The following is a 12641-nucleotide window of genomic DNA, read 5'->3' as shown; positions in this document are numbered from 1 at the left end:
AAATGTTTGATGCCCAGCGCGACATCGAGCAGCGCTCCCGCTGTGTGCCAATTGGTCAATATAAAATGAAAGCGCGACCTCCGCTGTCGGGCGCCCTGCCGAGGTTGTTCCGATACAGGTAATCGACGAAGCTGACGTTCTCGAACTCGCCGGCCGCGCCTAGGAACTCGCCCGATCCGATTAGATTGCCTGCGACGCCGGCCATGGTGCCGCCGCGATCGTCGGACATATCGAGGTAGAGGTCGAATTCAATGTCATTCGTTGTGGCGCGGCACGGCATTGTACGGCGCATGATCTGCGCAACGCACTCTCGGCGTTGAAGACGGAATGGCCGTCGTTGAATGCGAACCGCTCGACGTTCGTCAGCATGTCCGTTCCGTCGGGGCCAATGACGGTCACGCTCCCCTGCGCCGTCGCGCATCAGCGCGGATTGACGCCACAGCCCGACGAAGACAGCGGTGTCGATGCCGCTGCCGCCATCAATCCGGTAATCGTCCGCGCCGCCGGTCAGCGTGTCGTTCCCGGCCCCGCGGGCATGCCCGCTGTCAATCGCTGTCCCGAACCAAAGGGGACAATCGCGCACTTCCTCACCGAGCGCGAGCAAGGTTTGCAAGCGGGGCGGGTTCGAGCACCGCCGCGTCGGCGATCGTCGCGTGGTGGAGCGTCAGCACGTCGCCAGGCCGCGCACCTGGCATAATGAGTTCGACCGTTGAAAAGCGCGCAAACTCGACCGGCACGTCAACCTTCACATAGGTAGCCGGTGCACGCGTCGCAGGCAGCAACCCGACCAGCCGTTCGGGCATGCGCCCGATCGCACCTCCCGAGAATTTCAGCTCGACCGGGCGCGTCGCGGCATAGACGATCACGACATAGGCCGGGCCGTCGCGTCGCGCCTCTGCCTGCCCGTGCAGCGATGCGGCTAGTCCGATCAGCGGGTTTGGGCCCGTCGCCGCGCGACAGCACGTGCTGCGCGTGTCGCCTATTGCGTCGTCGATGATCTCCGTATCGTTCGCGCTCGCCTGCCAGTTGCGCCCGTGTAGCGGGGCCAGCACGCGCATCGGCAGGGTCCCCAGAATGTCGCCGTGCAACAGCGGATCGCCCCCGACCTTCAGTTGCATGTCAATTTCACGGAACACCACGCGTCCCGATGCGCCGGGCACGTCACATCCCGCCAGCCGATCGAGCGTGCCCTGCTCCTGACCACGAACCGACGCGTCCGTCACAGTCGTGCGCCCGCCCAGCGGCACGATGCCACGTGCCTTGGTGCCATACCCGACGAACAGTACGCCGCCGCGTACCAGCACCGTTCCGGCTGTGCGCAACACATCACCGCCGATCGCCTCGCCCAGGTAGCAGGTATCGAACGTCGCGGTCGCGCCTGACGCGACGCGGATACCGTCGCCGGTACCGTACTCGACGTCGCACGCTTGGAAGAGCAGCGCGTCATTGCCGTCCTGCGCGGTACCATCCACGCCGATGTCAAGATGCACGTCGCGCGCGTCGCTAAAGCTGCAGCCGATCCACACGCTACTGTGGTTCGCCCCGCGCAGCCGCCAGCCGGTAGCGTTGCCGCGTACGCGGCAATTAATGCGTCGTGCCAGCCAAGCGTCCCGCTCATCTATCCCAATCATACAGCCGCCGACTGTCAGCGTATCCAAGAAGGTTCGGTGTCGATAGCGCAGGTTGATCCCCGCCGCCGTCTTGCCTGCCCCGTCCAGAGTCAGCCCGAACAGGTAGAGCGCACTGTCGATCACCTCATGCGCTTCCTGCGCATCAATCAGACAGGTCAACGAGCCCACGGCGCGCAGGACGGTATGCCCGGCTGGATCGCCCAAAATGGCAACGTGTCGCCCCTTCAAATCCAATGGGCGGCTCAGTCCGGCGGTGCCTGAAGGCAGCACCAATGGACGCCCCGTCCGAGCCGCCTCATCGATCCCACGCTGGAGAGCCGCCGCATCGTCGCTGCGTCCGTCGAACCTTGCGCCAAGGTCGCGCGCGGACAGCCCCTCGTTCCGAATAGTGCGGGCGGTGTCACGCGCCGTCAACGTCACGGGCAGCACCGCCGTCGTGCCGATTGTCGCACGCAGGAGTTGGCGGCGATCGGGGTCGAGGGACATGGTCATCCTTCCGTTTGAGTGACTCTTTCAAGCGACCGGCCGGTGCATCTGTTGCAATCGAGAGAGCGCCTTCATAGGGATGTCGCCCCGCGCCATCCCTCGTCCGCCACGCGTCGCTGCGCATCGTCGGACTTACCACGTTCAAGGTCCGCGTCTCGCATGTCCCATCCGACCCGTGTGCTACAACTGGCCAAGCATTTCGATCCTGACACCGGCGGAATCGAGACAATTACCTTCAACATCGCCGAGATGCTGATACGGCATAATATCCGCGCCGACGTCCTGTGCACGGAGGTCAAGGGCCCGTATATCGAGCGCGAACGCGATTATCGAGTGATCCGTTGCAAAGCCGATCTGTCGTTCGGCAACAAGCGGCTGTCCCGGCGCTACCTCCAACTGGGCCGCCGGCTCGAAGCGGATTACGACTGCGCCTTAGTCCATTTGCCTAATCCCTTAGCGGTGCTGGCGGCGCTCAGTTGGCGCAAACCGGTGATCCTCATCTGGCATGCTGACATTCCGCAGGCCATGATACGCTGGGCCACAGCGCCGGTCGACAACCGCCTGCTGGCCCGCGCGGCCGCGGTGATCGGACCGACGCCGATTCATCTCGAATGCTCGCGCCGGGCCAAGGCCATCCGCAACGGTGTTGTCATTCCTTTCCCGTTCAACCGGACCTTGATCCCCGTCGCGACCGGACACACAGCCTTTGCCGACACGCTCAGGCGCTTTCGCCGCGGTCGTGCGATGTCAATCTCGATTGGACGACTGGTCCCCTACAAAGGCTTCGACGTTCTGGTCGAGGCCGCTCGCGGCTTCGACGAAGAGCTTTGCTCGCTAATCGTCGGCTCGGGGCCGCTTGAGGATGAGCTAAGGCGCCGGATTGAAACGGCAGGGGTCAAAGATCGCGTTCTGCTCGCGGGCGGCTTGACACCCGCCGAACTCGCGGATGCGTTCGCTCAAGCGAAGCTGGGGGTTATGCCGTCGATCACGGCGGCGGAGATGTATGGCATCGCGCAGGTAGAGAGCATGGCCGCGGGACTGCCGATGGTGTCCACCAATCTGAAGCGATCCGGCGTTCCCTTCGTGAACAAAGACGGCGAGACCGGACTTATCGTGGAACCTGGCGACCCGAAAGCACTGCTCCTTGCCATGCGACGGCTCGTCGCCGACGATGCGCTCTGGCAACGCCTATCCGCAGGCGCACTCCGCTCGATCGAGCGCGATCATGAGATGGCCTCAGTGGGAGAACGCTATGCGCATCTTATCAGAAGCGTGTCCTGTTCCTGATCACGACGCCAAGCTCATTGCATGAATCCAAGAGGCGCGCTGCGTAAGCGAACCTTCCCCTTAGAGCGTGATGGCGTGGATCTGAATCGCTGAGGATTCCCATTGGGCTGGCGATCTGATTCAATGTGCCGGCTGGCGAAGGAGGCCAGCCAGCATGTCAAAGCCGTATTCGATGGACCTGCGGGAACGGGTGGTCAGGGCGGTAATCGCCGATGGCATGTCGTGCCACGCGGCTGCTTCACGCTTCGGGGTGGCGCCGAGTTCGGCGATCAAATGGGTGCGGCGCTTTCGCGATACGGGCAGCGCCGCGCCGAGCCGGATGGGTGGTCGCCGATCCAACATCCTGTCCGGCGCGACACGTGACTGGCTGCTGGAGCGGATGACCCGCGACTTCACCTTGCGTGGACTGGTAGCGGAGTTGGCGGGCCGCGACGTGAAGGTCGACTATGTTCAGGTCTGGCGGTTCGCCCATGTCGAGGGGCTGAGCTTCAAAAAAAAGCGTGCTGCCCGCCGAACAACTCCGTCCCGCAATTGCCCGGCGTCGCGCGCAGTGGAAGAAATACCAGGGTCGGCTTGATCCGGCGCGTCTCGTCTTCATCGATGAGACGTGGGTGAAGACGAACATGGCCCCCTTGCGCGGTTGGGCACCGGTCGGCCAGCGGCTCCATGCCAAGGTGCCCTACGGCCACTGGCGCACGATGACGTTCCTGGCGGCGCTGCGCTGCGACCGGATCGACGCGCCGTGCGTGCTGGACCAGCCGGTCAACGCGCAAAGCTTCACCGACTATATCGAGCAGTGCCTCGTGCCGACGCTGTCGCCCGGCGACGTCGTCATCATGGACAACCTCTCCAGCCACAAGAAACCCGCCATCCGCAACGCTATCCGTGCGGTCGGTGCCAGGCTGCTGTTCCTGCCGCCCTACAGCCCGGACCTGAACCCGATCGAGCAGGTCTTCGCCAAGCTCAAGCACCTCATGCGCAAGGCCGCCGAGCGATCCCACGAGGCAACATGGAGACGCGTCGGCACGCTTCTCGATGCCTTCTCCCCCGCAGAACGCCGCAACTACCTAGGTGTTTAGTCCCGGCATCTGGTGGATCGGGTCGACGATGAACCGATTTGGCTCTGACGTCCAGATCTTGGCGATGTATTCGTAGGGCGTGAGACCGTTCAGCGTCTTGAGCCGGCGGGCGAAATTGTAGGCGGCCATGAAGTCGGCGAGGTGCGTGCCTAGCTGGTCGTGGCTTTCGTAGTGGAAGCGTTTGACGGTCGCCTCCTTGATGGTCCGGTTCATCCGCTCGACCTGACCGTTGGTCCACGGATGGTTCGGTTTCGTGAGCCGGTGCTCGATGCCATTTGCCTCGCAGATCATGTCGAACCGCATCTGACGCGACCAGGCGGTGTTGCGGTTACGAGGCTGGTCGGCAAACTGGATGCCGTTGTCGGTCAGGATGGTGTGGATGCGGTACGGCACGGCCTTCAGCAGGTGTTCGAGGAACTCCCACGCAGTTCGCCTGTCAGCCTTCTCAACCAATTGGGTGACCGCGAACTTGGCGGGTAGCGGTCGATGCCGACGAACAGGTACAGTTTGCCTTCGGCAGTCTGCACCTCGGCGATATCGATGTGAAAGAAGCCGATGGGATAACGCTTGAAGCGCTGGCGCTTCGGTTTTTCGCCCTCGATATCCGGCAGGCGGGATATGCCGGGCCGCTGGAGGCAACGATGCAGCGCTGAGCGCGTCAACTGCGGGATCGATGGCTGCAACGCGTAGAGGCAGTCGTCGAGCGGCAGCAGTGTGTGCCGTCGGAACGCCACAACCATCGCCTCTTCAGCCTCGGTCAAGGTAGTCGAATGAGGGGCCTTCGGCCCGGTCTTTATATCCTCGACCGTTGCCCTCTTACGCCACTTCGCGACTGTCTTCGGATTGATCCCCAGCTCACGGCTCAGCGTCGCGAGCGAAGCTTGCGATCGCTGTATTGCTGCTCGGACGGCGTGCGTGGTCGTGGCGCTCCCGTGACGAACTTGTCCCATGCGGCTTCCTTCCATTCCAACGAAAGGATCGCACCATCAAACCGTGGGATCAAACACCTAGTCAACTCAGGATATGGGTCAGCTTGATGTCATCCGACTCTAGCCATCGACCTGAAGCATCCGACGGGGCGGTTAGCATCGTGGTAGAGGTCTGATTGGCATGGTGGGTAGGTTGAATCAGTCGAAGATCTGGGTTTTCGTGAGCCGCTAACTGTCGCATGATCATCCACCGCGGCGTTGCGGTAGAACGGTCGGCGGGATGGCGACTACTAAAGTATCATCTACTCTACTGTCGGATAAATTCCACGATTACTTATTTCATGCTCAGTGCCCTCGATCCCGCCCTGACCGAATGATGACATGCTTTGAAACTGAAGTTAACATCCGCCGATCCTTACGAACTCAGCAAATCGTACGCCAGGCGGCCCGCGCCATCGACGTCGTCAACGCCATATCGAGTCACATCAACGCGTCGATAACCTTCGCGCACGCGACGTATACGCACTCGGAGGCGGTCCGCCTCTCGATCAATCCTCTGCGTCAGCGTCGGTGATTGCGGAACGGCCAGGCGGAGGCCATGACGATCCGCGGTCTCGACCACGGCATTGCGCACCGTTGCGTAATTCTCCTCGCCCACGTCGCGCATAGCGACGCGGCACAAAAGCCGTATGTCGAACGGGAGGTTGCGAAGACGCGGCACGCGATCTCGCGCTTGCAGAAAGGCTTCCGCCACGACAAGCGGGATCGACTTGGGGCAGTAGGTGATGTCTGGATGGGTCGGCAGGTCGTTCTCGACCAAGTACCGTTGCGCCTCGCCGGGGTCACCGCTGTTCACATTGGACCCTCCATTGCTTCGCCCCGATAACCCCGCAATGGCGAACGGCCGCTCGGAATAAACGAAGGTGTCTATGACTCCGGCGTTGACGAAACCGGCGTAAGAATCGGGCGTGATGGACGAGTAATAGCTCGCGCCTGCCGCCACGCGATCGATCACCGCCTTCATGACAAATCCCGAATAAGTGCTGGGTAGATAAGGGTATCCGCGCCGGAACGCGATTACATCCGCCGCTGCATCCAATCCCTTCACCCGGCGATAACCGCGTCTGACAGGCAGGATCAGACGATTGCGATATCCTGTGTAAAGACTGTTTGGCCAATGATACACGGCGTGGGCCGAATTGACCGCCTCCGCTCCCGTTTCCTGAATGATGCCCGCAACCTGTGACGCGGCGCCGAGGACCAAGCCGTCATCGTCACCTAGGTGCATCAGATACCCGCTCTCAACCTGCGAGAGACTGAACTCGAAATTGCCCGTCATGCTTAGTCGGCGCGGGGTGCGGACATAGCGCAGCCGCGGATCGTCAATCGCCGCCACCATGTCGGCTGTCCCGTCGGTGCTGCAGTTGTCGCTCACGACGATCCTTAGGTGCGGATAGTCCTGCGCGAGACAGGACTGGATGGTGCTGCCCAGTGTTTGAGAGCGGTCACGGGTAGGGATCAGCACCGTGAGCGTCGGGGCGGATGACATGGGAGATCTCCGATGGTTCAGGCGAGACACCGTTTTACAAGCGAGCTAATCCGCTCGCGTAGAAAAGAAACCGTCAAAATTCCCGCGATCAGCGTCACAACGCATGAGGCTCCAAGGGCGAGTAGCCGGACCGCAGGAGTTGCTGTGTCGGGATAGAGGAAACGGCACAGCGCGGCTACGCCGAACGCCACCCCGAACGGGATCAGTAGATCCTGCACGTACCATCGTCGCATCTCGCCTATCAACAGGCGTCGGTGCATGATACGGATCGTGGTAACCAGTGCGCCGGCATTCAGCACCAGCCAGATCACGGCCGCACCGATCATACCTGCGCGAGGGACTACGATTAGTAACGCCGGAAACACTATCAGGACTGCGGCGATATTCATCCTCATCGCCAATCCAGACCATCCGGCGGACAATTGAAGCATGTAGGGCATGTACATCGCACAATGACACGCGGTGCCCAGTGCAAGCAGTGATAAAATAGGGCTAGCCATAGCAGCGAGCGGGGGATTACCGGTCCACAGCGTCAGCACCGGACCGGAGAAGAAAGACAGGATAGCCGCAGGCGGGCCTACCGTCGCCGACACGATCTGCGATCCCTGATGATAGGACATCGCCAGCTGGTTTTGCCCGCTCGCCATCCGACTCGTAAAGACAGGGTAATAGGATTGCGACACCGGGCTTACGACCTGATACAGCCCGCTCGCGATTGCGGTCGCCAAGGCATAAGCGCTGAACTGGTCCAGCGGAACTAGCTTGACCAAGAGGATCTTGTCCGCCTGAGTCAGGACCACGGCCAAGGCCGTCGCCCCTAGGACGCCACCCGCAAAATGCCGCAGCGTTCGCACGATCGCCGGGTCGAAGCGTGGTCGGCGCTCGGACGAAGGAATACTCTTACGCACCGCCACGGCGAAGGCGGCGACTGACACTGCCGATATTGTGGCCTGCCAGCAGAAGAACATTTGCGGAGTTGCCGACACGAGTGCCAGCGGCGCGATGACCCCTCCCGCACGCAAAGTCACCGTAATCATCGACAGCAAGTTCAGCAGGACATGTCGGTGCAGACCCAGCAACGCGCTCCGCTGTACTCCCTCGACGATACGCAGAGCCGCCATCAAGATCATGAGAAAGAGCGACTGAACCACCGTCCCCGGCGGCAACGACCGATCGCCGATCCAGTGCGCCGCCAGCGCCGGGGCTGCAGCCAAGCCCGCCAACGTCACCAGAACGAACCCAGCCGCGCAGATCAGATTGATCGTGCGCAGCAGGTTGCGGACATATTGGACGGTATGCCCTCCTGCGGAGAAGGTCGCCAGTTCTCGATTTAATGTCGGTGTTAAACCCCCGTCAAGCAGGCTGGCGGTCGACAGGATGATAGCGAATACGCCGATTAGCCCATAGGCTTGAACGCCAAGATAATGGATGTAGGCTGGGATGAACGCGATGTTGGCGATCGCAGTCCATCCTTGACCCACATAGTTCGCGACGAGATTGACGCGCAGGCCCGCCGACCTACCAGCCAGTCGCCTAAGCCCGGTAATAGCGCGCATAGAAGCGCTCCCTGATTGGCTTGAAGAACGGCCGGCCATTCTCGCCTTGGAACACGATGCAGTTGCCTGGTGTGTCCGTGTTAATAACCTGGACGCCGGCTGACACGACAGTGTTCGGCCCGACGCGACAGCGCCCGATGATAGCACCGCCAGGATAGATGACGACTCCCTCGCCTAGTATCGGGCGATCCGCCAAGATGCGTCCGACCGTGCATCCCTGATGAAAGACGCAGTAATCGCCATAGTCGGCCTTAGCAAATACCATCCCTACCGTGTGCCCAATGAGGAAATGATCGGGCATAACCACGTCGTAAAATAAGTCGATTCCGTTCAGTGCCTTGTTGAGCAGGAAGACGTGCGTCGCTCGTTCACGATCCATACGAAGCACATGGGCGAGATAATACAGGAAGGTGGCATATTGCCCGGAGATGAGCGGGTCAAATCCTCGTTCGCCGCCATGCTGCGCGCGGACGTTGCACTCGATCCGCTCCACCGCCTCCTCGACAGCAGCGAGGGGAAGAGAGATCGCATCGGAAAAGCCTGGGACCACATGGGCGATCTGCCGCTCTACATAAGCTTGAAGGATACGCGCGATCGTCATGCCGATCCGCTTGCGGAAATCGCCCTCGCCGGAACTCCGACGACGGTCGCGCCCGCGACAACGTCGCGCGTCACCACCGCGCCGGCCCCGACGATCGCCCCCGCCCCGATTCGCAGACGGGGCAGCACAGTCGCCCCGGCGCCGACGAAGGCATCCCTGCCGACCATTATCTCGCCGGCGAGCGTGACACCTGGAGCGAGGTGAACTCCTGCATCGATCACGCAATCATGATCTACAGTTACGCCGGTATTAACGATGACCGCCTCGCCCAGTTGGGCTCGGGCGGCGACCACGCTGCCAGCCAACACCTGGCTACCCGCCCCGACCATCGCGTCGGTGGCCACATAGGCGGCACGATGGATGGCGCAAAGGATCTTCACCCCGCGCTGCTGCAGCGCCTGCTGCAATCGGCGCCTCTCCGCACCATGATGACCGCCGATCGCGACCAGCGCGCCGGGCAGCGGCGCCTCTCGTTCGTTTAGCCACGTGTCCAATGCTTCAGCATCGCGCAGCATCGTCACGCCTGGGAGCGGAGGCTCCGCCACGGCGCGATCCACCAACGCGACCAGCTGCATCGACTGGCCCGCGAGGAGTTCGATCAGGACCCTTGCTTGGCCCGTCGCGCCCCAGAGAATGTAGTCGCGCATCCTATCCAACCACGGTACGGATCACGTTGGCGACCCGCGCCATCTCCTCCTCGGTCAAGTCGTGATAACTGGGAAGGTTCAGCGCTCGCCGGTAAAGAGAATAGCTGATCGCGTTTTCCGGGCGGCTCTCGAACATGGGGAGCATGCTGACGGGCCAGAAGAACACGCGCCCATCAATCTCATCCTCCTTGAAGGCGTCCAGTACGACCTGGCGGTCGAACGCTGCTCCTTCGTCGATGACGATCGTCGGCATCCAATAGCCATTGACGCATCCTTCCGGTTCGGGGTTCATGCTAAGCGGCAAGTCGCTCAATAAGTCGTGATACGTTTCGAACACACGGCGCTTGCCCGCGATCAGCTCGTCGGCACGCTGAAGCTGCGCACAACCTATCGCAGCCTGCATGTTCGACATCTTGTACTTATAGCCAATTATATCTGACCAGAATTGCTTGGTCTGACCCGTCACACGCCCATGGTTGTTGAGCGTCAGCACCTTCTCATACAGATCCGCACGCGAGGTCACGAACATCCCACCCTCGCCCGTCGTCAGCGTCTTGGTGCCGTGAAACGAGAAGATGCCGAAGTCCGCAAACGCGCCCGCGCGCGTGTCGTGATAGATCGACCCGAATGCCTCTGCGGCATCTTCGATCAGCAACAGGCCGTGCCGATCGGCGACAGCCCGAAGCGCGCGTAGGTCAGCCAGATTGCCGTACAGGTGTACCGCGATGATCGCCTTCGTCCTAGACGTAATCGCCGCCTCGGCTGCAGCCGGATCGATGCACCAGCTATCGGGCAGAACGTCGACGAAAATCGGCGTGGCACCGAGGTAGGTGACAGGAGCAACGGAGGCGATCCAATTCGTGTCAGCGACGATCACCTCGTCACCCGCGCCGATGCCCGCTGCCGCGAGCCCGAGATGCAAGGCCCCAGTACAACTGGACGTGGCAATGGCATGGCGACAGCCAAGAAACGCGGCGAACTCGCGCTCGAACCGTTCGATATAGGCATAGCATGCACTGCCCCAGCCGTTGCGTGCGGCATCGGACGCGAACTCGACCTCAAGATCCGTGATCGAAGGCTTCGTGTAATGGATACGGCTCATCGGATTTCTAGTTCCGGAATAGCCGTAATGAACTTGGCGCCCCATTCGCGCGCATAGCTCAACTGCTCCATGACCTCGTCCTTGATGTTCCAGGGTAGGATCACGATCAGCTCGGGTCGCTCCGCGCGGATTCGATCCTCGTCCACGATCGGGATATGGCTGCCCGGCATAAACTTGCCCGCTTTGGCAGGATTGCGATCAACTACCCAGGGAAGAAGGTCGTGCCGCACCCCCGCAAAGTTGAGCAGCGTGTTGCCCTTCGCCGCGGCGCCATAGGCGGCAACCTTCCGTCCGTCGCGCTTGGCATCGAGCAGGAAGCGGACGAATTCATCCTTCAGTCGATCAACTCGGCTTTGAAAGCCTTTGTAAAAGGCCGCAGTCGCGACGCCGCGATCAACTTCGGTCCGTAACAACGCTTCTACAACGCCCCCTCGCGTTCGCAAACCCGTATCGAGGCGCTGCGCATAGACGCGCAAGCTGCCGCCATGAGTCTGGATCTGGTCGACGTCGAACACCTGAAGTCCGTTCGCGGCGAAGATGCGATCGACGGCAGTCAGCGACAGATAAGAGTAATGCTCGTGATAGACCGTGTCGAACTGACCATGGGTTACCATCTCCAGCAGGTGCGGGAACTCGAAAGTCGCGACCCCGGCCGGCTTCAGTAACCGGGCGAATCCGGCTACGAAATCGTTGATGTCGGGAACATGTGCCAGCACGTTGTTCGCAGCGGTCAAATCGGCGCTGCGTCCTTCTGTAACCAGCCGTTCGGCCAGCGCCACCCCGAAGAATTCCTCGACAATCTCTATTCCCTTGGCGCGCGCGGCGTTGGCGGTGCTGTGGGTGGGCTCAATTCCCAGCGCGCGGATGCCGGCCGCTGTCACATATTGGAGCAGATAACCGTCATTGGCGGCGACTTCCACCACTAGAGACCCGGAATCCAGTGCGAACCGGTCGCGCATCGCCTCGACATAGCGACGCGAATGATCTAGCCAGCCGGTCGAGAACGAGCTGAAATAAGCGTAATCCTCGGAGAAAAACTCTTCGCGGTCGGTGAAATCCTCGGTCTGCACCAGCCAGCACGACGAACAGACCGCCACGCGCAGCGGATAATAACGCTCCGGCCGATCGAGCGCGGCGGTAGTCAGATAGGAATTGGAAGGTGGCGAAGCGCCAAGATCGACGAACGGCACGTCGAGCGGCTGATGGCAGTGACGACAGTGCATTACAAACCCGTCTCTTGGTCAAGGGCTGGAAGGGCGATATCCCGGTTCGACCGGGAGGATACCGGTAGCGGCCAGGCGATCCCCAGAGTGGCATCAAGCGCGTCGATACCCCCTTCGTATGCCGGGGCATAGGCCGCCGAGTGGAGATAAATCATTTCGCAATCTGACTCCAGCGTCTGGAACCCGTGCGCGAACCCGGAGGGAATGCATAGGCTGTGGCCGTTGGCCGCCGACAGTACCGCACCATACCAGCGGCCGTAAGTCACCGAGCCGCGCCGAAGGTCGACCGCGACGTCGAACACCGATCCGCGCAGACAACTGACGTATTTCCATTCGCCGTGCGGCGCTCGCTGGAAGTGCAGCCCGCGGATCGTCCCGGTCGAGCCGGTCTGCGTATGATTCATCTGCACGACCGGCCCCGGCCAGCCGAGTTCGGCCAAGCGATTAGCGTCGAAGAAGCGGGAGAAGAACCCGCGCGCGTCGCCGTGCCGCAGCCGCGCGATGCGGCACAGCCCGTCAAGCGGGGTCGGATGGATCGCGAGGTTGCTCAT

The 12641-nt window shown here is 61.6% G+C and carries 11 protein-coding genes and 1 pseudogene; 2 read left to right on the top strand and 10 right to left on the bottom strand.

The features are described 5' to 3' along the window. Window positions 1-55: 55 nt before the first annotated feature. Together SPHPHY_RS0118285 and SPHPHY_RS0118280 are read right to left on the bottom strand one after the other, a co-directional pair. Complete coding sequence (locus SPHPHY_RS0118285) at window positions 56-613, bottom strand: DUF4214 domain-containing protein (protein ID WP_022688132.1); 558 nt, start codon at window positions 611-613, stop codon at window positions 56-58. Continuing rightward, complete coding sequence (locus SPHPHY_RS0118280) at window positions 588-2117, bottom strand: glycoside hydrolase family 55 protein (protein WP_231370504.1); 1530 nt, start codon at window positions 2115-2117, stop codon at window positions 588-590. The genes SPHPHY_RS0118285 and SPHPHY_RS0118280 overlap by 26 nt, the downstream gene beginning before the upstream one ends. 159 nt (window positions 2118-2276) lie before the next feature. Between SPHPHY_RS0118280 and SPHPHY_RS20660 the strand changes: the two genes are divergently transcribed. Further along, a complete protein-coding gene (locus SPHPHY_RS20660) occupies window positions 2277-3404 on the top strand; it encodes a glycosyltransferase (protein ID WP_022688130.1) in 1128 nt (375 codons plus the stop codon). Between the two features lie 154 nt (window positions 3405-3558). Beyond that, window positions 3559-4483 (top strand): IS630 family transposase gene (locus tag SPHPHY_RS21590; RefSeq protein ID WP_156025190.1). Its coding sequence is split into 2 segments (ribosomal slippage): window positions 3559-3894 and window positions 3896-4483, totalling 924 coding nucleotides; the frame shifts between segments, so codons are not numbered across the junction. On the opposite strand, the pseudogene SPHPHY_RS20655 reads toward SPHPHY_RS21590, so the two are convergent. From SPHPHY_RS20655 to SPHPHY_RS0118225, 8 genes and pseudogenes are all read right to left on the bottom strand, one after another. Next, window positions 4472-5433, bottom strand: a pseudogene (locus tag SPHPHY_RS20655) (IS481 family transposase). The gene SPHPHY_RS21590 and the pseudogene SPHPHY_RS20655 overlap by 12 nt on opposite strands. 394 nt (window positions 5434-5827) lie before the next feature. Further along, complete coding sequence (locus SPHPHY_RS0118255) at window positions 5828-6961, bottom strand: glycosyltransferase family 2 protein (protein ID WP_081645460.1); 1134 nt, start codon at window positions 6959-6961, stop codon at window positions 5828-5830. A gap of 17 nt (window positions 6962-6978) precedes the next feature. After that, window positions 6979-8517, bottom strand: coding sequence for a lipopolysaccharide biosynthesis protein (locus SPHPHY_RS0118250; RefSeq protein ID WP_022688128.1), 1539 nt, complete (start codon window positions 8515-8517; stop codon window positions 6979-6981). Then, a complete protein-coding gene (locus SPHPHY_RS20650) occupies window positions 8495-9118 on the bottom strand; it encodes a hypothetical protein (protein WP_022688127.1) in 624 nt (207 codons plus the stop codon). Before SPHPHY_RS20650 ends, SPHPHY_RS0118250 begins: the two co-directional genes overlap by 23 nt. After that, entirely contained in the window at window positions 9115-9765 is a 651-nt protein-coding gene (locus SPHPHY_RS0118240) for a NeuD/PglB/VioB family sugar acetyltransferase (protein WP_022688126.1), read from the bottom strand. The genes SPHPHY_RS20650 and SPHPHY_RS0118240 overlap by 4 nt, the downstream gene beginning before the upstream one ends. A 1-nt stretch (window position 9766) precedes the next feature. Then, window positions 9767-10867 (bottom strand): DegT/DnrJ/EryC1/StrS family aminotransferase, encoded by a 1101-nt coding sequence (locus tag SPHPHY_RS0118235; RefSeq protein WP_022688125.1) that lies wholly within the window; start codon window positions 10865-10867, stop codon window positions 9767-9769. Further along, window positions 10864-12090, bottom strand: coding sequence for a class I SAM-dependent methyltransferase (locus tag SPHPHY_RS0118230; protein ID WP_022688124.1), 1227 nt, complete (start codon window positions 12088-12090; stop codon window positions 10864-10866). The genes SPHPHY_RS0118235 and SPHPHY_RS0118230 overlap by 4 nt, the downstream gene beginning before the upstream one ends. Next, window positions 12090-12641, bottom strand: coding sequence for a dTDP-4-dehydrorhamnose 3,5-epimerase family protein (locus SPHPHY_RS0118225; protein WP_022688123.1), 552 nt, complete (start codon window positions 12639-12641; stop codon window positions 12090-12092). Before SPHPHY_RS0118225 ends, SPHPHY_RS0118230 begins: the two co-directional genes overlap by 1 nt.

Source organism: Sphingomonas phyllosphaerae 5.2, from assembly GCF_000419605.1.
In the GTDB taxonomy this organism is placed as follows: domain Bacteria; phylum Pseudomonadota; class Alphaproteobacteria; order Sphingomonadales; family Sphingomonadaceae; genus Sphingomonas; species Sphingomonas phyllosphaerae_B.
The sequence above is the reverse complement of the archived record's forward strand: the minus strand, read 5'-3'. Positions and strand labels throughout refer to the sequence as shown.